This window comes from Amycolatopsis sp. NPDC021455 (genome assembly GCF_040640995.1).
Lineage (GTDB): Bacteria > Actinomycetota > Actinomycetes > Mycobacteriales > Pseudonocardiaceae > Amycolatopsis.
In genome coordinates this window covers 47,573-66,490 of record NZ_JBFACT010000051.1, presented here as the reverse complement: position 1 = coordinate 66,490, position 18,918 = coordinate 47,573, and the positions used below count along the sequence as shown (strand labels likewise).

At 71.1% G+C, this 18,918-nt stretch carries 14 protein-coding genes and 1 pseudogene; 5 read left to right on the top strand and 10 right to left on the bottom strand.

The annotated features are described in order from the left end of the window. Positions 1–318: 318 nt before the first annotated feature. Positions 319–2,262: a transketolase gene (locus tag AB0G28_RS36495; protein WP_361100099.1), complete on the bottom strand. Its 1,944-nt coding sequence runs from the start codon at positions 2,260–2,262 to the stop codon at positions 319–321. A 259-nt stretch (positions 2,263–2,521) separates the two neighbouring features. Beyond that, positions 2,522–2,658: pseudogene (locus AB0G28_RS36490) on the bottom strand (xanthine dehydrogenase family protein subunit M); the annotation flags it as partial. A gap of 399 nt (positions 2,659–3,057) precedes the next feature. On the opposite strand from AB0G28_RS36490, the gene AB0G28_RS36485 reads away from it, so the two are divergent. The 3 genes from AB0G28_RS36485 to AB0G28_RS36475 all read left to right on the top strand — a co-directional run bounded on the left by AB0G28_RS36485 (position 3,058) and on the right by AB0G28_RS36475 (position 5,599). After that, positions 3,058–3,477: a cupin domain-containing protein gene (locus tag AB0G28_RS36485; protein WP_361100096.1), complete on the top strand. Its 420-nt coding sequence runs from the start codon at positions 3,058–3,060 to the stop codon at positions 3,475–3,477. Then, on the top strand, positions 3,474–3,953 hold the full coding sequence (locus AB0G28_RS36480; protein WP_361100094.1) for a hypothetical protein: 480 nt from the start codon (positions 3,474–3,476) through the stop codon (positions 3,951–3,953). Before AB0G28_RS36485 ends, AB0G28_RS36480 begins: the two co-directional genes overlap by 4 nt. A 401-nt stretch (positions 3,954–4,354) precedes the next feature. Continuing rightward, entirely contained in the window at positions 4,355–5,599 is a 1,245-nt protein-coding gene (locus AB0G28_RS36475; RefSeq protein ID WP_361100091.1) for a DUF418 domain-containing protein, read from the top strand. Between the two features lie 138 nt (positions 5,600–5,737). Here AB0G28_RS36475 and AB0G28_RS36470 read toward each other — a convergent pair whose 3' ends face one another. From AB0G28_RS36470 to AB0G28_RS36455, 4 genes are read right to left on the bottom strand one after another with little or no spacing between them, the layout of a single operon-like run. Then, positions 5,738–6,460 (bottom strand): hypothetical protein, encoded by a 723-nt coding sequence (locus tag AB0G28_RS36470; protein WP_361100089.1) that lies wholly within the window; start codon positions 6,458–6,460, stop codon positions 5,738–5,740. A gap of 7 nt (positions 6,461–6,467) precedes the next feature. After that, positions 6,468–6,695: a hypothetical protein gene (locus AB0G28_RS36465; protein ID WP_361100086.1), complete on the bottom strand. Its 228-nt coding sequence runs from the start codon at positions 6,693–6,695 to the stop codon at positions 6,468–6,470. A gap of 38 nt (positions 6,696–6,733) precedes the next feature. Then, entirely contained in the window at positions 6,734–7,825 is a 1,092-nt protein-coding gene (locus AB0G28_RS36460; RefSeq protein ID WP_361100083.1) for a histidine kinase, read from the bottom strand. Next, a complete protein-coding gene (locus tag AB0G28_RS36455; RefSeq protein ID WP_361100102.1) occupies positions 7,822–8,475 on the bottom strand; it encodes a response regulator transcription factor in 654 nt (217 codons plus the stop codon). Before AB0G28_RS36455 ends, AB0G28_RS36460 begins: the two co-directional genes overlap by 4 nt. Before the next feature lie 170 nt (positions 8,476–8,645). Between AB0G28_RS36455 and AB0G28_RS36450 the strand changes: the two genes are divergently transcribed. After that, positions 8,646–9,230: a DUF2076 family protein gene (locus AB0G28_RS36450; RefSeq protein ID WP_361100080.1), complete on the top strand. Its 585-nt coding sequence runs from the start codon at positions 8,646–8,648 to the stop codon at positions 9,228–9,230. Positions 9,231–9,257: 27 nt separating this feature from the next. Here the strand turns inward: AB0G28_RS36450 and AB0G28_RS36445 are convergent, their stop codons facing one another. From AB0G28_RS36445 to AB0G28_RS36435, 3 genes are all read right to left on the bottom strand, one after another. After that, positions 9,258–11,762 (bottom strand): DUF2156 domain-containing protein, encoded by a 2,505-nt coding sequence (locus tag AB0G28_RS36445; RefSeq protein WP_361100077.1) that lies wholly within the window; start codon positions 11,760–11,762, stop codon positions 9,258–9,260. A gap of 30 nt (positions 11,763–11,792) precedes the next feature. Further along, positions 11,793–13,091 carry an alpha/beta hydrolase-fold protein gene (locus AB0G28_RS36440; protein ID WP_361100074.1) on the bottom strand — a complete coding sequence of 433 codons (1,299 nt, stop codon included), beginning with the start codon at positions 13,089–13,091 and terminating at the stop codon, positions 11,793–11,795. A gap of 239 nt (positions 13,092–13,330) precedes the next feature. Continuing rightward, complete coding sequence (locus AB0G28_RS36435) at positions 13,331–14,305, bottom strand: sporulation protein (RefSeq protein ID WP_361100071.1); 975 nt, start codon at positions 14,303–14,305, stop codon at positions 13,331–13,333. A 227-nt stretch (positions 14,306–14,532) separates the two neighbouring features. On the opposite strand from AB0G28_RS36435, the gene AB0G28_RS36430 reads away from it, so the two are divergent. Continuing rightward, positions 14,533–16,911 carry an HAD-IC family P-type ATPase gene (locus AB0G28_RS36430; RefSeq protein ID WP_361100068.1) on the top strand — a complete coding sequence of 793 codons (2,379 nt, stop codon included), beginning with the start codon at positions 14,533–14,535 and terminating at the stop codon, positions 16,909–16,911. Here the strand turns inward: AB0G28_RS36430 and AB0G28_RS36425 are convergent. Continuing rightward, a complete protein-coding gene (locus tag AB0G28_RS36425; protein WP_361100065.1) occupies positions 16,894–18,663 on the bottom strand; it encodes an ABC transporter ATP-binding protein in 1,770 nt (589 codons plus the stop codon). The genes AB0G28_RS36430 and AB0G28_RS36425 overlap by 18 nt on opposite strands. Positions 18,664–18,918: the final 255 nt, after the last annotated feature.

The following is an 18,918-nucleotide window of genomic DNA, read 5'->3' as shown; positions in this document are numbered from 1 at the left end:
CGCCATGACTCACCTCCACCGGCCAGCCTCGCGATCACCAGCCCGGATGTCCACGCGACACGGTTACCGCGTCAACGTTCCTTGATGAGGCACTAGCTGGAGATCCTGCGCGAGGCCTCGACGATCTACGAGGAGCTGAAGGGCGGCCCAAAAGGGCGTTCCCGGTAGTCGCCCGCCTCACTGAGCGGGACTGCCGGCCTGCCGGCTGCTTCGGGCCAGCCAAAATCCGGGTCCGTTCGCCGAGAACCAGGCCGATTCCGGACGACCGTCCACGGCCCGCGGTGTTCGATCAGCGTGGTCCCCTTCTCCGCGGAACGGCTAGCCGGATTGCGGGTCGGTGTCGTCGTGCGGGTCACCGACCGACGTTCCTTGCTCGCCGCGGATGATCGCACGTTCCTCATTCGGTGTTTCGCCGTACGGGTTCCTCTTGCGCGTGCCCGTCAGGTCGTGGACCGCATCGACGATGTGGCCGGCGTCGAGGCCCGCGGCGGTGAGCAGTTCCTCGGGGCTGCCGGAGCCGGGCATCTCGCGCACCGCCAGCTTGCGGACCCGGACGGCGTCCGGGAACTCGGCGAGCGCCTCGAGGACGGCGTCACCGAGGCCGCCTTCGGGCCAGTGGTCTTCGACGGTCACCAGTATGCCGGTGTCCCGGGCCGCCTCGTGGAGCGCGGCCGCGTCGATCGGCTTGATCGAGTAGCAGTCCAGGACCCGCGCCGCGATGCCTTCGGCCGCCAGCCGCCCGGCGGCTTCCTCGGCTTCGCCGACGGTCACACCGCACGCCACGAGCGTAACGTCGTCCTGGCCGGAGCGGCGCAGCGTCCGGCTGCCCCCGATGCGGACGTCTTCGTCCGTGCCGGTGCGGACCGTGGTCTTGCCACGCAGGGTCCGCAGGTAGGAGATGCCGTCCCGGTCGGCCATCGCGGCGACGAGGCGGGCGGTCTGGTTGGCGTCGGAGGGATGCAGGACGGTGCTGCCGTGGACGGCGCGGAACGCGGCGAGGTCCTCCAAAGCCATCTGGGACGGGCCGTCGGCGCCGATCGAGACGCCGGCATGGGAACCGGACAGCCGTAGGTTCGCCCGCGAGATCGCGGCCATCCGGACGAAGTCGTAGGCACGGGAAAAGAACGCGGCGAACGTGGACGCGAACGGCGTCCAGCCACGCGCCTGCAGGCCCACGGCAGCGGCGATCAGCTGCTGTTCGGCGATGTACATCTCGAAGTACCGGTCAGGGTGGGCCTGCGCGAACAGTTCGCTGTTGGTCGAGTTCGACACTTCGCCGTCAAGGGCCACGACATCCGGTCGCGCTTCGCCGAGCGCGGTGAGCACTTCCCCGTAGGCGCGGCGGGTGGCCACCTTGTCGCCGATGTTCCAAGACGGCAGGCGGGGTTCCCCGGGCGATTGGTCTATTGTGGACACTGAAGTGTCCGGTTTCGCCACGGATACGGCCAAGTCGCGAGGGCCGCCGAGTTCGGCGATGGCCGCGTCGGCATCGTCGACGGGCTTGCCGTGCTTACCGGGCTGGTCCTCGACGGACTTGACGCCCTTGCCTTTCCGCGTTTTCGCGAAGAGGACGGTCGGCCGGCCGGCGGTCTCGGCTTCGGCCAAAGCGGCCTCGACGGCGTCGAGATCGTGGCCGTCGAGGGTGATGGCGTGCCACCCGAAGGCCCGGGCGCGGGCGGCGTAGGCGTCGACGTTCCAGCCGAGCATGGTCTCGGTGGTCTGGCCGAGCCGGTTGACGTCGACGATCGCGGTGAGGTTGCCGAGCTCGTAGTGCGCGGCGTGCTCGAACGCCTCCCAGATCGAGCCTTCCGCCATCTCCGAGTCGCCGCACAGCACCCAGACGCGGTACGGAAGACGATCGAGGCACTTGCCGGCGAGGGCGATCCCGACGCCGATGGGCAGGCCCTGGCCGAGTGAGCCGGTGGCGACGTCGGTGGGCGGGATGCGCGGGGTCGGGTGACCCTCCAACCGGCTGCCGAGCCGGCGGTAGGTGAGCAGCTCGTCCTCGTCGATCGCGCCGGCCGCCTTCAGCATGCTGTAGTACAGCGGCGAGGCGTGGCCCTTGGAGAAGATCAGGTGGTCGTTGCGCGGGTCGTCCGGCCGGTCGAAGTCCAGCCGCAGGTGCCCGTCGAGCAGCACGGCCATCAGGTCGGCGGCGGACATCGACGAGGTCGGGTGCCCGGAGCCGGCCTTCGTGCTGACCCGGATCGAGTCGACCCGCAGCTGCTGGCCGAGTTCGCGGCGGAAAGCGGTGTCGCCCATGATTGCGCTCCTCAAGCTGTCAGTAGGGGGAAGCCGGCCGGAACTGCCGCTGCGCGCGGTCGTGAAGCTGGTCGCCTCCGGGGCGCTGGACCGCGGGCCGGGTCGGCGGTGTCGCCGTCACGTGGATGTGAGCGTTCGTTCATGCCGGTCTCCGGGAGTGCGGTCTTCCCTTGTCCCTTCTCGCGTGCCCATGTGCACGCGGCTGAAACCTCGCAGGCGGAATCGGAACAAGCCGGTGCGCCCTCGCGGCACACGTCTCGCCGAGGATCGCGTGCTGGCGGGTGGCGCCGCCGGCGCGGAGCATCCCGAGCCGAGCCTGCGCTTGTTGCACAGCGTCGTAACGTCCTGGCAGGAGACGCAGCAGGGGCGCTGCAACGGGTTTCCGCAGGCCGTGGCGCCAGGCCCCGGACAGAGATCGGCGAAGACGAAGACGGCGGCTCGCCGTCGGCGCCGACGTGCGCAACAGCGACCTGACGGCCGACCGCCGCTCGCGAGGGATGACGGAGTTCGCCGCTTCGACCGTACCGCCAGTTACCAGTCCTTTGGGTCGCCCACGCGTTTCAGCTGGCTCGAGCTGCGGTGCGGCTCGTCGATCGGACGCGCGCTCATCCGGACCCGGATCCGGATCCTGCTCTCTGCCGGCAACGGTTCACCCCGTTCGACGCTCGGTCGGTCATCTCCGCAGGACCGGACAGGGCCCCGATCCGTGACACTCGGGAATTTCGCCGTGGCTGTCACATCGCCGGCGGCTGCCCGGTCCTAGCGGACGAACCATCCGTCACGAAGGGATTCGCCATGTCGGACACCACCTGGCAGAACGCGCTCACGATGCTGCAGGAAGTGGAACCCCCGTTCATCCCGGCCGGCTCGCACGGGATGACCGTGGTCATCGAGTACCCGCCGGGCCACCACGGCGCGCCGCCGCACCGGCACTCCGGCCCGGCGTTCGGCTACGTGGTGGAAGGCGAGATGCGGTTCGAGCTCGAAGGCGAGCCGGAGCGGATCGTACGAGCCGGCGAGGCGTTCTGGGAGCCGGGCGGCGACGTCATCCACTACCAGGACGGCAACAACCGCGACGACATCCCGGTCCGCTTCGTCGTCACGATGCTGTGCCCGCCCGGCGGATCGATGATCACGCTGGTGGACGAGGACGAACTGGCCCGGCGCCGCGACCGCCGCGCCCCTCGACCGGGCCTGAACCGGGAAGAGCGATGAGCAACCCGGGCGAGTCCTTGCACGGGCTCGAGGTCGAGATCGAAGTCGAACTGGCCATCGCGGAGTCGAGTCGCGAGGAGGTCACCGACACACCGCCCACCGAGTGGCTGTCGGATCCGACGGAAGAGGAGCGTTACGAGATCGGCCTGCACGGTCTTCTCGACGCGGTGAAGGCGGTGGAGGACGGCACCGGACGACCGTTCGCCAGCCGGCGCACCGGGCGGCCACCATCGCGGCCGCCCACTCCCCCGCAAAGGAATCACCAAGAGTTCGTGCACCGTCTCGAATACGCTTTCGTTCGTGTGAGCCATGTCCGCCTGCTTGTCCGGCGCCGCCCGGCGGTGCGCGCCGGCGATCACGAGGACCGAGCCGGGCACCTTCCGGAACAGGTCGGCGCCGAGCCGCTCGCTGTCCTGGTCCGCTTTCGGATGGGGACTTCGATTCCCAAGTGGACGGTCCCGGCCGGGTCGATGTAGCCGACGGCGGCCAAGGTCGTCTTCGCCTCGAGTGGCTTTCCGTCCAGCACGCGCTCGACGCCCTCACCGATCGCGTTGCGCTCGGTGAGGGACGGCTTCGTGTAGCCGGATTCGGCCGACATCCGCAGCGCGAATTCCTGGCTGTCGGCCGACAGGTCGACAGTGCTGCTTTCGCGGTCGTCACGCTTGTCGGCGGCGCCGGGCACCAGGAGCAGGACGAGCGCCACGACGCCGGTCGACACCCACAGGCCGTGCGGGAGTGCTTCATGAATTCACTGGCGGTCCGGGTGCAGCCACCGCGCCGGGAAGGCCGATCGGCTGGCCGGTTCCAGCCGATCGGCGGGGCCGTTCCGGAACCCTGCCGGATGGGCAACGGTTGCCGAAGCAGCAATATTTCCGGTATGGCACAGAGATCGTCACCACAGGACACCGCACTTCCGACGGCGGCGGCGCCCGCGGAGCCCTCGATGGGCCGGCTGGTCGGCGTCGACCTGGCCCGTGCGCTGGCCGTGTTCGGGATGTTCGTCATCCACATCGGACCGTCGGCGACGGCCGTGGACGGCATCGGCGGCTGGGTGCGCAGCCTGGCGGAAGGCCGCTCGTCGGCCCTGTTCGCCACCCTCGCCGGGTTCTCCCTGCTCCTGATCGCCGGCCGCCGGGAGGCGAAGACCGGACTGGCCGGACGGCAGGCGAAGGCGCGGATCGCCATCCGCGCGGTGATCCTGCTGGCGCTGGGCACCGTCATGGCGATGGTCTACGGCGGCGTCGTGATCCTCGCCTTCTACGGCGTCTACTTCCTGCTGGCCCTGCCACTGGTGCGGCTGAAGGCTCGGACGCTCGCGATCATCGCCGCCGCGCTGGCCCTGGTCATGCCGCAGCTGGCGTTCGGCATCCGCGCCCTGCTGACCGAGCCGGTCACCGCGGCCCTCAAGGCCTACGACCCGCTCGACCGGATCGGCGCCGTGGGCGTGCTGGACCTGTTCGTCACCGGCTTCTACCCGGTGCTCACCTGGATGCCGTTCGTGATCGCCGGCATGGCACTGGCCCGCCTCGACCTGACCACCCGCACGGTCCAGGGGCGGCTGGCCATGGTCGGTCCCGCCCTCATCGCGCTCGGCTACGGCACGCCCTGGCTGGCGTCCCTGCTGTTCCCCGGCCTCCGGGCGGCCACGGAGGCGCCGACCGGCAAGGACATGAGCTCGGAACTGGGTTCGATGAAGTCCCTGGACGGCCTCGCATCGGCGGATCAGGCCGGTTCACCGTGGACATTGCTGACCGCCGGGCCGCACACCGGGACGACGTTCGACATCGTCGGCAGCCTCGGTGTCGCCATCACCGTGCTCCTGGCCGCGACGGTGGCGATGGACCGCCTGCCCCGGCTGCGCCGCCTTGCCGGGCCGATCATCGCGGTCGGCACCATGTCCCTGACCGCCTACGTCGGCCACTTCGTCGCATCGTCCTTCTTCGTGCCGGACCAGGGTGCCGACGCGCCCGCGGAGGCCGCCGACCAGACTTCCTGGACGCCGGTGCTGCTGTTCATTCTCGGCGCGATCCTGTTCGCCACCATCTGGTCCCGGTTCTTCCGCCGCGGGCCACTGGAGTACCTGCTCAACGCCGCCACCAAACCGGTCAAATATCTCCGGTGAGACTTCGGTGCTCCGCGGCGGGTCCAGCCTGCCGCGGAGCACCGAGGAGCCGGCCGAGATAGCGGTCCCGGGCCACCAGGCTGACCGCCAAGTGGTCTGCCAGCGGGTCGAAGAAGGCGCTGCGGTACTGGGCGTCGGTCACCGTCGACGCGGCGAAGTACAGACCGGAGAACGCCGCGACAGCTGGACCACGATGATGCCGAAGACCACGAACACGAGGACAGCGAGCACGAGCGTCTGCAGCACCTGGGTCAGGACCAGGACGAGGATCATGTTCGCCCGCTCCAGCTTCTTGAGCGGGACCCGCTCGGCGCGGATGTCGTCCAGATAGGACGCCAGCGGCGTCTCCCGCAGCTTGTCCAGGCCGAGCGGGGCGATCCGCGACTGGGTCAGCGTCGTGACCTCGTCCTTGAACATCGCGAGCAGAAAGACCACGCCGACCGCGGCGAAGAGCCCGATGACCAGCCACAGCCGCGGCCGGGGCAGCGAGGCTCCGACCTGCCAGATCTCCGTGGTGAAGAACCCGAAGACGGTGAACAGCAGCAGGAGCGGCAGCGCCCGGCTGGTCAGTTCGCCCAGCATCCGGGTCTGCCGGAACGCCGCCCGCAGCGCCCAGCCGGCGATCGAGCCGGCCCCGGCGAACGCGGCCGCGAACAGTCCCGCCAGGATCGCCAGGTGGATCACGACGCCGAGCGGTATCGAGTGGCCGGCGACAACCCAGCCGAGAGCGGGCACGCCGAACACGAACACGGCCGCCAGGACCGCGGCGGGCACGGTTCCGCCGCGGTCGACCAGCTTGCGCCGCACCCACCGCGCGGTGAGCCAGGAGCCGAGGACGGGGAAGACGACCAGACCGAGCACGAGGCCGCTATAGCCCAGGCGAAAAGAGGTCGTTCTCGATGAGCCGGTCGAAGTCCGCGTCCGTGTCGCCGTCCACCACGTTCAGCAGGGCGGTCATGACTTCCCAGACCGCGATGAACACGACCGCCGCGGTGGTGCGGACCAGCAGCCGGGTGGGGCGGCCCCGGACCACGGCGGGCAGGCCGCGCCGCCGGAACCACTGCTCGACGGCTTCGATCTCGCGTTCGCCCGCCATCTCTCTCCTTTCGGCCGACGCCGAGATCGTGCCGGAGGTCAGCGGTGCCCGGCCGCTCGGGGCAGGCGGAGTTCGAGCCGGAAGCCGCCGTCGCCGGTCGGCGCGGCCTTGACGGTGCCGCCGAGCAACGTGGCGCGTTCGTGGAGCCCGAGGAGTCCGAGGTGCGCGCCGGGCAGGGCCAGGGTCGGGCGCGTGGGCCGGGTGTTGGTGACGGTGACCGCGAGGTCGTTGCCGTCATCCGCGAACTCGACCGTGGCGGTGCTGCCGGGGGCGTGTTTGCGGACGTTGGTGAGGGCTTCCTGGACGGTCCGGTAGATCGTGCGCTGCACGGCGGTGTCGATGCCCTCCGGCGCCGCGCCGGTCACCCGGGTTTCGATGCCGCTCCCCGTGATCAGCCGGTCCAGATCGGACAGTGTCGGCTGCGGCGTCAGCCCGGCGGTCCGGCTGCCGGACGCGCGGAGCAGGTTCACCATGTGCCGGAGTTCGTCGAGGGTGTCGACGGAGAGTTTCCGGACGTTGCCGGCCGCGGCCTTGACGTGCGGGTCGGTGGTGGAAACACCGATGGCGCCGGCTTGGACGGCGATCAGGCTGACCTGGTGGGAAACGACGTCGTGCATCTCGCGGGCGAGCTGGTTGCGTTCCTTGGCCAACGTGGCCTGGGCGTCGAGCAGGCGTTCGTGTTCGCGGGCGGCCCGGATGTCCTCCAGCCGCAGGGCCAGTTCCCGCTGGGCGTGGACGAGCCTGCCGAAGAAGATCGGTGCGGCCGCGGTCATGGTCGCGTAGATGAGGGTGAGCACCGTGTCGGTGCGCGAGTAGTGGAACTGCAGGCCCGGGAAGACGTAGCCCACCGCGGCGACGAGCCCGCAGCCGGTGAGCAGCACCCGGTCCGAATACCGCACGGCCACCGCGTAGAGCGCGACGAGCGTCGCGATCACCGAGCCCACGAGGGCGAGCGCGGGAAGAGTGAGCACGAAGACGGGTACCGGCCACCGCCGCCGGAACAGAAGCGCGCCGAGGGCGACGATGGCGACGCCGACGTCCCAGGGCTCGGTGGGCTGGTTGAACACCGCGTCGAGCCCGGCGACGGTGAGCAGGCCCGCCTCGGCCACCAGCGCTTGCGTCCGGTTCACGGTCCGGTGCCCTCGAGCAGCCCTGCGCGCTGCCCGACGAGCGCGGCCTGCACGCGGCTACCGACTTCGAGCTTGGTGAGGATCGCCGACACGTGGTCCTTGACAGTCCCAACGCTGACGTCGATCCGCTGCGCGATGTCCGTATTGGACAGTCCGTCCGCGATCAGGACGAGCACGACGCGCTCGCGTTCGGAGAGCTGGTCGACCTGCGTGGCCGCCGACGACCCGGCACCGGAATCGAGGTAGCCGTCCACCACGGTCCGGGTGACCTTCGGTGACAGCACGACTCCCCCGGCGGCCAGCGCGCGAACCAGCTGGGCCAGCTGCTCGGGCGCGGTGTCCTTGAGGATGAACCCGGCCGCACCCGAACGCAGCGCCGTCGCGATGTACTCGTCGGAGTCGAACGTGGTCAGCATCGCCACGGCCGGCGGGTTCCGCAGGCCGCGCAGCTGCCGCAGAACGGTCAGGCCGTCGACGTCCGGCATCCGGATGTCGAGCAGCACGACATCCGGACGCCGCAGGCTGATCTCCTTGACCGCCTGCGCGCCACTCACGGTCGCCACGACCTCGATGTCCCCCGCTGACTGCAGGATGAGCCGGAAACCCGACCGCACCAGCTCCTCGTCGTCGACGACGACCACTCGCACCATGCGTTCAGTCTCGCCGGGAGCGGCGCGGTCCCGCCAGCCGGGACCCGGCGACCGGTTGCCCGCCGACCGGCTGAAGATCCGCAGCCGGTCGGCGGGTGGTTCGGGCCGGGTCACCGGTGTCCATGCCCCAGGTGTTGGGCCAACGATGGAGTCAGACGAAAGGAGTTCCCATGGAGAACCAGGACCGCGAGCTGATCCTCGGGCTGGCGAACCGGCTGCGGCAGGCACAGCCGGTGCAGAAGGACCCGGAGGCCGCCCAGCTGATCGCCCAGTACGTCCAGTCGCAGCCGGACGCGCTCTACCTGCTCGTCCAGGCCGTCCTCGTGCAGGAGGACGCGCTGCGCACCGCCCAGGCCCGGATCGCCGAGCTGCAAGCCGCCCCGCCGGGGTCGGCACCGGCCTTCGGCGCCGCGCCGAACCCGGCCTTCGGACCCGCGCCGGGCCACGCCTACGGGGCAGCGCCCGGCCAGGCCTATGCGCCGCAGCCCGCGCAGGCCGGGGGCGGCGGGTTCATGTCCCGCATGTTCGGCCAGAACCGGGACCAGGCCGCACCGGTGGGCGGGGCACCGGGCCGCTCCGGCGGCGGATTCCTGAAGACCGCGGCGGTCACGGCGGCGGGTGTCGCCGGCGGCGCGTTGCTGTTCCAGGGCCTGAGCGGGGCATTCGGTGGTCACGAGGCCTCGGCCGGCGAGCACCACGGCGACCCGGTCGGCTTCGACGAGCCGGGCGGCTGGGACGACGGCGAGCAGTGGTGACCCCGGCCCCGCCCGCCGCCCTCCCGCTCACGAACGGGTGATCATCTTGGCGGCGAGGCGGAGGCCTTGCCTCAGGTTGACCTCGGGCAGGTACGCGCGGCCGACCGCGTTCGCGATCCGTGGCAGGGCGGCCGGATCCGGGTAGGCCATGTACATCGGCCGGTACGTGGGCTGGAACTTCGCCTTGAACGCGAACAGCGAGCGGAAGCCGTACACCGGCTCCAGCACCTGTCCGGTGAAGTCCAGCACCCGCTGCAACGCGCGAGGGCGTTCCCCGCGGTCCAGCCGGGCGAGCGGCGCGCCGGACAGGCTCAGGAACCGGATCCCCTCGGTCTTCAGCTCCAGCGCGGCCGAGGCGATCAGGAACTCCATCGAACCGCGGAAACCGTTGGCACGGCGGCGCATGAAGTCGAGCGTGTACCCGACCACCTCGCCACCGGCGTACACCGGTAACCAGCTGGTGATGCCGTGCAGGGTGCGGTCGGCGTCGATGGCGAGCAGGCACCGCACGCCGTCGCCGGTGAGCTCTCCGAGGCCACCGAGCGTGAAGCCCATCTCGGGCAGCCCCTTGTCCGCCACCCATTCCTCCGAAATGGAACGGACCTGGTCGGTGATCGCGAAGGGTGCGTCGGCGTAGGTGCACCACTCGGCGGTGATGCCGACCTTGGCCGCCTTGTTCAGCGCCGTGCGGACGTCCTGCCACTTCTTGCCGGTGAAGCTCAGCGTGCCGAGTTCGATCTCGGTGTCTTCGGCGACCTGCACCGCGGACCAGCCGAGCGAGGCCGCCGCCTCCCTGGTCTCCTCGGTGATGCTGTAGAGGCACGGTGTCCAGCCGTTTTCCTGGCAGAACTCGGCGAATCCGCGCACGGCCGAGGCCGGTGCGGGCCCGATCGGGTCGCCGACGGTCAGGGCGATCGTGGCCACCACGCGGTAGGCGATCACCGTCTCTCCGTCGGGGGTGAACCAGTACTGGTTGCCGGGCCAGATCGTCATGTACGACAGCGACGACCCGCCGTACCGCCCCATCAGGTCCCGGGCGCGCGCTGCCTCCTCCTCCGACGAAGACGGCCACGCACGCCACGACGCCATCAGCAGGCCCGTCAGCACGATCAGCCAGAACACCACGCCGGTGTATTCGAACAGCACCGTGGCGAAGAACCCGTCCGCCTTGAACTCCACCGAAATCAGCCCCAGCAGGTAGCCCGGCGGCAGGAACCGCTTCGGTAGGTCGGCGAGCAGCCCGGCGAATCCCGGCTCCGGCGAGAACTGGCCGCGGACCAGGTACCCGCCGAGGAGGTACAGCGCCGACAGCAACCCGATGCTGCCCAGGGTGAACTGCCAGAACTTCCTGATGGCGTGGCGGGGAAGCTTGACGGTGAAGCGCTTGCGCGTGACGAGCAACACGAAGGTGACCGCGAGCGGCGCCACGATGGGCACGCTGTAGCGGAAGCCGGTGTCCAGCGCGTCGATGGCCGGAAGCCGCGCGGCATCCGCCACGTACCAGCCGATGATCGCCGCGTAGGCCACGTTGAAGGTCAGCGCCGACCACCAGGCGAACCGCCGCCCGCGCCGCAGCCCTTCCGCGAGCACGAGCAGCAGCAACGCCGGCAGCAACGACATCACCAGTGCCGGGAACCGCCCGTAGGACAGCTGGATCAGCATCGTGCGGCACAGGTCGGCCGCGTCCGAGGCGCCGCACGTCGCGGCCACGTCGTCCGGCGCCGGCCGCGCGACCGCCACCACCTCGGTGTACCACGACAACGGGCCGTTCGGGTACGGCGACAGCATCGTCACCACCGGCCCGAGTGCCGAGGCCGCGACCACCAGCCCGACCAGGACCCGGGTCTCCGTCAGGGTCCGGGGCTCGCGGACCGCGCCGGTCCGGAGGAACACCACGCCGATCAGCATTCCGGCCGCGCCGCCGGACAGCCGCATCAGGTCCTCCAGCCAGCCCGAGTACAGCGTGAGCACCAGCAGCGACAAGAGCGTCATGAGCCGGACGCGGCGCCGCCACAACGACGGCATCCGGAACGTCAGCGCCAGCGCGAGCCCCACCCCGCCGATCGACGGCCCGGCCGCGACCGCACCTTTGAGCGTGTCGAGCCATTCCGAGTGCAGGCCGGTGCCGAGCAGCACCGCCCCCAGACCCAGGAACACGCCGATGACGTGGGAGACGAGAAAGATCGCCGCGGTGCGCCAGGTGCCGAACTCGCGCTCGGCCAGCGTGCCGAACACCAGCAGCAGCGCGGTGGTCGCCAGGTAGCCCGTCAGGTCCATGGCCCACAACGCCGAGGAGAGGACAGTCCACAACGGACTGTCGGTGCCGGCGCCGATGCGTGCGAGCAACTCGTCGTTCGGTCCGCCCAGCGCGCCTGTCAGTGCACCGACGGTCCAGAACGCGATGAGGAAGACGCACGTCAGCGGAGCGGTCCGGAACAGCAGGCCGGCCCGCCGGCTGATTCGATCCACGCCGCGGGCGAGCGCGGTCGCTTCCGCGGGCTCGGCCCTCGTGCCACTCGATCGTGTAGTCATGTTTCTCGTTCCCGGGACTGTTCGTGGTGGTCAACTGCTCAGGCCGGTGCGCGTGGCGAGCCAGGGCAAGGAGTCGTAGAGGCCCGTGCGCCACACGGTCCAGTCGTGCCCGCCCGGCAGTTCCTTCCACTGCACGTCCATCCCGGCCGTGCGGCAGGCCTGGAACACCTCCGCGGCCGCCGGGCCGTAGTTCCGGTCGTCACGGCCCGCGACGATCACCCCCGCGGTCTGTGGGAACCGTTGCCGGGCGAGGATGTGCATCGGGTTGACGCGGGTGAACGCCGCCTCGTCGCCGCCGAACGCGGCCTTGACCGTTTCGGCCCGCGAGCCGAGTGACGGTTCACGCTGCCCGGTCAGGTCGATGAAATTCCCGTACACGTCCGGCGCACGCACGGCCAGCTGGAGAGCGCACGTGCCACCTTGCGAGAGACCCGCGATCGTCCAGGCCTCGCGCCGCCCGTCGACCGTCAGCCGCCGCTTGATCCACTCGGGCACGTCACGGGCCAGGTACGTCTCCGACTGCCCCAGCTTCGAATCCAGGCACAGGGGGTTCGCCATCCGGGCGCCGAGCTGGTCGGCCGCCACCACGATCGGCGCCAGCCCGTCGTGCTCGCGCGCGAACGCGTCCATGCGCCCGGCGAGCCGGCCCGCGTCGAACCAGTCACGCGGCGCGCCCGGCTGCCCCGCGAGCAGCACCAGGACCGGCAGCCGCGGGCGGGACGCCGCCGCGTACGCCGGTGGCAGGTAGATCCACGCCGGACGGGCCTTGAACGCACCGGGAATCGCCGTTTCCGACACCGTCCCCTTGTCCGGAAGGCCCGCGGGTTTCCGCCACACGCCGGCGAGCTTGCCGCCGGCAGGCACTTCGACCACGCTCGACGGCGGCCGCGCGGCCTCGTCGAGGCCGACCCGGTTGTTCGCGAACACGTCGAGCACCGCGCGCGACGTCGGGTAGAGACCGAAGTGCGCGTTCGCGGCCGTGCCCGCGCTCGCCAGCACGACCAGCGCCGCCAGAACTCCCAGGATCCGCCAGTACCACCGTCCGGCCCGCAGCCGCGCGACCGCCAGGCAGGCGGCGACCAGCGCCGCGCCCGCCCACACCGCCAAGACCGGGGGCAACGGTTCCGGCCACGGCTTCCACACGTGGTCGACCACGAACGTCACCCCGGCCACGAGCACCGCGCACGCCGCCACCACGATCGGCAGCACCCTGGTCCGCCACGCGCGATCCTTCCGGACCGCCAGAGAAAGCAACGCGACCGCACCGGCGACGGTGGCGACGACCGGGATCGGCCCGGTGATCAGGGACAGGTCCAGTGGGCTTGTCATGCGTTCCGTTCGTCGGCGGGTCCTCGGGCCACTCCGGAGCTCACCCTCCTCAATGGACAAATAACCGACGGACGGCCGCTTGTCCAATCGGGAGTCTTGCTTCGTCGGCGGCCAGGCAGCGCGGCAGGCGTCCTGGGGAGGTGTGACGCCTGCCGCGCAGGTCTCGTCGTGCGATCAAGGACGATCACGGGCGGATCCGGCCACCCGGATCACTCCGCTGGGTGACACGCGGCGGCAGGTCATCCTTCGTCGTCGCCGAAGAACTCGTCCGCGACGCCACCAAGGACCATGCCGCCGGCCAGCCCGGCCGCGCCGGCGGCGAGCATGCCACCCATACCCGGTCCCCGTCGCTGCCCGTGCTGCTCGTCGGGGCCGCCGTACCCCTGCTGACCGGCGTAGCCGGGCTGTGCGCCATGGCCGAACGCCGGGTTGGGGGCACCACCGAAGGCGGGGTTCGCGTGGCTGCGCTCGGCGGCCTGGGTGAGCCAGCCGTTGACCGCGGTGGCCCAGTCGGTGTTCTGCGCCTCCTGGTGCGAGAGCCGGAGGTGGCCCGCCGTGTCGCCACCCCGTTTGTCGGCGTCCAGGATCACGTGGAGCTCGTCCGGGTTCGCCACGAAGGTCACCGTGACCTGGTGCACCCGGCCCGCGTACTGGGCCGGCGGGAAGAACTCGAGCTCCTGGTGGAAACCGAGCTCGCCCGACACGCCCTGCGGCGGCCCGGGCACGATGCCGGTGCCGCGGAAGGTGAACCCGAGCACGCCGAACGCGTCGAGCACCTTGTCCTGTGAGGACAGTGGACCGACCAGGACCGGGTCGAGGTCGCCCTGGTCCGGGGCACCCTCGACGAGCAGGTCGGTCCGCACCCCCACGCTGATCCCGGGCAGGACCGCGCCGCCGACCGCGGTAATGGGCGTCTCCCACGGCAACGGCAACCGGAAGGGGATCGAGACCGGCTGGTCCGACGGCACCCGCAAGCCCTGTCGCACCACCAGCCGGAAGAACTCCGCGTCGCCGCCCTGCCCGTGGTCGCCGTACTCCGCGTCGGTCCTCGAGACGAGGGACAGCACGACCTGGCCGATCTCGGCGTCCGCGTTGCCGCCCTGGACGTGCACCTGCCCGGTGATCGCCTGACCGGGCACGGCGTGCGGCGAGTCCAGCACCGTGTCGACGGACGGGCCGCCGATGCCGAAGCGGCTCAGCATCCGATTGAACATGGAAATCTCCTCCGGGGCAGTGGGACGAAGTGCGGCGCGCCGTCTCTGTTTCCCAGTGTCGTGAAGCGGTCCCGGTCCGCCCAGCCGCTGGGCGTCCGGAACAATCCGCCACCCGGCTGGATGTGTCCCCGCCGGTCGGCCGGACGCTGTCCGGCGGTCAGCTGGTTCACCCCCGTTCGTGGGCTTGGCGGAGCCGGACCAGCCGGGATTTGCGTAGTCTCGCGACCATGCCAGGAGATGTACGCCTGCTTGCCGACGAGGTCACGGCCGGGCTGACCACCGCCGAAGTGGCCGAGCGGGTCGCCGCGGGCCGGACCAACGACGTGCCCGCCCGGGTGAGCCGCTCGACCGGCGAGATCGTGCGGTCCAACGTGTTCACCCGGATCAACGCGATCTTCGCGGTGCTCGCGGTGCTCATCTTCTCGACCGGCTACCTGCTCGACGGGCTGTTCGCCGGGCTGATCCTGGCCAACAGCGCCGTCGGCATCGTCCAGGAACTGCGGGCGAAGCGGACACTGGACCGGCTGGCGATCGTCGGCCAGGTCCGGCCGCGGGTCCGCCGGGACGGCGTGAGCCGGGAACTGGCGCCGGCCGAGGTGGTCGCCGACGACGTGGTCGAAGTCGGCCCGGGCGACCAGATCGTCGTCGACGGCACCGTCCTGACAGCCGAAGCCCTCGAAGTGGACGAGTCGCTGCTCACCGGCGAATCGGACGCGATCGTCAAGCACCCGGGCGAGGAGGTGATGTCGGGGAGCTTCGTGGTGGCGGGCAGCGGGGCCTACCGCGCGACGAAGGTCGGACGGGAGGCGTACGCGGCGCGGCTGGCCGAGGAAGCCGGGCGGTTCACCCTCGCGGATTCCGAACTGCGCAGCGGGATCAACACGATCCTCAAGGTCATCACCTACCTGCTCGTCCCGGCCGGGGTGCTGTCGATCTACAACCAGCTCTCGGGCTCGCAGGCCCTGCCCGACGCGCTGCGCGGCATGGTGGCCGCGCTCGTGCCGATGGTGCCCGAAGGCCTGATCCTGCTGACCTCGGTCGCCTTCGCCGTCGGCGTGGTCCGGCTGGGCCGCCGGCAGTGCCTGGTCAACGAGCTGCCGGCGATCGAAGGACTGGCACGGGTCGACGTGGTGTGCGCCGACAAGACCGGCACCCTCACCGAGAACACCATGCGGCTCTCCGAAATCCGGCCGATCGGCGACGGCGATCGCGCCCCCGAACTCGTGCTCGCCGCGCTGGCCGCCGCCGACCCCCGCCCGAACGCGAGCCTGCTGGCGATCGCCCAGGCGTGCCCGCCGGCGCCCGGCTGGACCGCGGCGACCGTCGCGCCGTTCTCCTCCGCGCGGAAGTGGAGCGGCGCGAGCTTCGGCGAACACGGCGACTGGGTGCTCGGCGCACCCGACGTTCTGCTGCCCGCCGGATCGCCCGAGCGCGCGGAGGCCGAACGCATCGGCGCACAGGGGCTGCGGGTGCTGCTGCTCGGCCGGGCGTCGACCGGCCTCGACGCCCCGGAAGCGCCGGGCGAGGTGACCCCCGTCGCGCTGGTGGTGCTGGAGCAGACCGTCCGCGGTGACGCACGCGAGACCCTGGACTACTTCGCCGCCCAGGGCGTGGCGGTCAAGGTGATCTCCGGCGACAACGCCGTCTCGGTGGGAGCGGTCGCCCGCACCCTGTCCCTGCCCGGAGCCGATGCCCCGGTCGATGCCCGCACCCTGCCCGAGGATCCCGCCCTGCTGGCCACCGCCGTGGAGAACGGCACGGTGTTCGGCCGGGTCACGCCCGCCCAGAAGCGGGCCATGGTCGCCGCCCTGCAGTCGCGCGGGCACACGGTCGCGATGACCGGCGACGGCGTCAACGACGTCCTCGCGCTCAAGGACGCCGACGTCGGCGTCGCGATGGGCGCGGGCAGCCCGGCGACCCGGTCGGTGGCCCAGATCGTCCTGCTGGACAACGCGTTCGCCACCCTCCCCCACGTCTTCGGCGAAGGCCGGCGCGTGATCGGGAACATCGAGCGGGTCGCCAACCTGTTCCTCACCAAGACGGTCTACTCGGTGCTGCTCGCCCTGCTGGTGGGTGTTCCCGGCCTGATCGGTCTCACGGCCGTGTCCTACCCGTTCCTGCCCCGGCACGTCACCATCGTCGGCTGGTTCACCATCGGCCTGCCCGCGTTCGTGCTCTCCCTGGCCCCGAACAACGACCGCGCCCGCGGCGGTTTCGTCGGCCGGGTGCTGAGGACGGCGATCCCGGCCGGAGTGGTGATCGCTGTCGCCTCCTTCACCGCCTACGTCCTCGTCCATCCCGGCAACGCCGCCGGCGAGACCACGCAGGTCCAGGCGAGCACGACGGCACTGATCACCCTGATGGCGCTCGCGTTGTGGGTGCTGGGCATCGTCGCCCGGCCCTACACGTGGTGGAAGGCCGCCCTGGTCGCGGCGATGGTCCTCGTGTCCGGCCTCATGTTCGTCCTGCCGGTGACCCGGCGGCTGTTCCTGCTGGACCCCGGAAACGCCGGTCACACGCTCACCGCGCTCGGCTGCGCCGCCGCGGGCATCGCCGCCATCGAACTCGGCTGGTGGCTCGGCGGCCGGCTACGGCGCACCCACTGAGCCGGTCGACACCCGGCTGTCGCCCGTGAGCAGCTGGGTGGCGGCGAACTCGGCGTACAAGGGATCGCTCGCCACGAGCTGGTCGTGGGTGCCGATCGCCCGGATGGTTCCTTCGTCCAGCACCACGATCCGGTCGGCGCGGGTGACCGTCGAGAGCCGGTGGGCCACCACGAGCACGGTTGTGGTCTCGGCCGCGGCGGTGACCACGTCGCGGATCGCCAGCTCGTTCACCGCGTCCAGCTGCGAGGTGATCTCGTCCAGCAACAGCAGGCGAGGACGGCGCAGCAGCGCACGAGCGAGCGCGACCCGTTGCCGTTCACCGCCCGAAAGCATGCTGCCGCGGTGCCCGACCGGCGTGTCCAGACCGGCCGGGAGCCGATCCACGAGGCCGGCGAGCCGGGTCTGCACCAGTACGTCCCGGATTTCCTCGTCGGTGGCTTCCGGACGGCCGTAGACGAGGTTGTCCCGCAACGTCCCGGACAGCAGCGGCGCGTCCTGCTCGACGTACCCGATCGAGGCGCGCAAGGCGGCCAGGTCCCAGTCCGCGAGGTCGGCACCGTCCAGCCGGATCCGGCCCGACGACGGTTCGTGGAACCGTTCGAGCAACGCGAACAACGTGGACTTCCCGGCGCCGGAGGCCCCGACGAACGCCGTCATGCCCCGGGCCGGAATCTCGAGGTCGACGCCGCGCAGGATTTCCGGAGAATCCGGGCCGTACCGGAAGCGGACGTCCTCGAACACCAGCCCGGCAGCGTCGTGACCGACCATGGTCCTCCCGGCCGACGCCGGCTCGGCGGCCATCTGCTCCACTTCGGACAGCCGGCGCACGGCCGCCAGCCCGATCTGCAGCCTGCTGCCCGCGTGCAGGAGCTGCCCGATCGGCTCCTCCAGGTAGAACAGGTACAGCAGGAACGCCACCAAAGTGGACAGTGGGATGGCACCGGTCACCACCCGCGCACCGCCGACGCCGAGCACCGCGAGGAACGACGCCTGGATCGCGAGCGCGTTGGAGCCGTGGACCAGAGACTCCCAGCGCGCCGAGCGGACACCGGCGCGCCACGCGCGTTCGGCACCCTCCTCGATCGCCGCGGTCTCCCGGGCTTCCGCACCCGACGCCTTGACGGTCCGGAACGCACCCAGGACCCGCTCCATCCGCGTCCCCGTCTCGCCGACCGCCTCCTGGGCGGCGCGGGTCGCCTTCTCGATCATCGGCATGCCCGCCAGAGCGAGCAGGCCGATCACCAGCAGCACGGCCGCGGTGACTCCGAGCAGGACGAGGTCCATCGTCCCCATCAGCACGACCATCACCACGGTCGTCACCGCACCGGTGACCAGGCCCACCAGCGCGTGCGTGCACACCTCGCGCAACAGGGTCGTGTCACCGGTGAACCGGGACAGCAGATCCCCCGGTTCGGTGCGCTGCACAGCCGGCACCCGCAACCGCAGCACCCGCCGCGCGAACCGCTTCCGCGCGACCAGCACGACCGACTCCGCGGCCCGCTCGAGCAGGTAGTCACCGGCCATCCGGACCGCCGCACCGGCGAGCGCGAGAACGACCAGCAGCACCAGCAGCCCGGTGATGACCCCGCCCGATCCCAGCTCGTCGACGAGCGTCTTGGCCGCAAGAGGCTGGGCGGCCGCCGCCAAGCCGCCCAGCAGGACGAGCAACCCTCCGAAGAGGACAGTCCGCCATTGCGGCCGCGCGTAGCCCGCCAGCATCCGCCAGGTCGCGCGGTCGATCGAGGTGCGCACGGGAAACCGCTCCATATTCCGTCGTCGTTGCCTGAAGAACTCCTCGATCGTCGACGACGGGACAGGGCGGCCGGTACCGGTGAACCGGCCGGACGGTTCAGCCGGGTGGCCGGCCCCGCACCGCCACCCGGCGACTCGGCAGCGTCATGAACGCCCGGGGTCACCGCTGCCCGGAAATGCCGATGAGCGGACGTCCTGGACAGGGGTGTGGGCTCGCCCCAGCCACGACAGTTCGAAACGGATGCCGGTCGACAG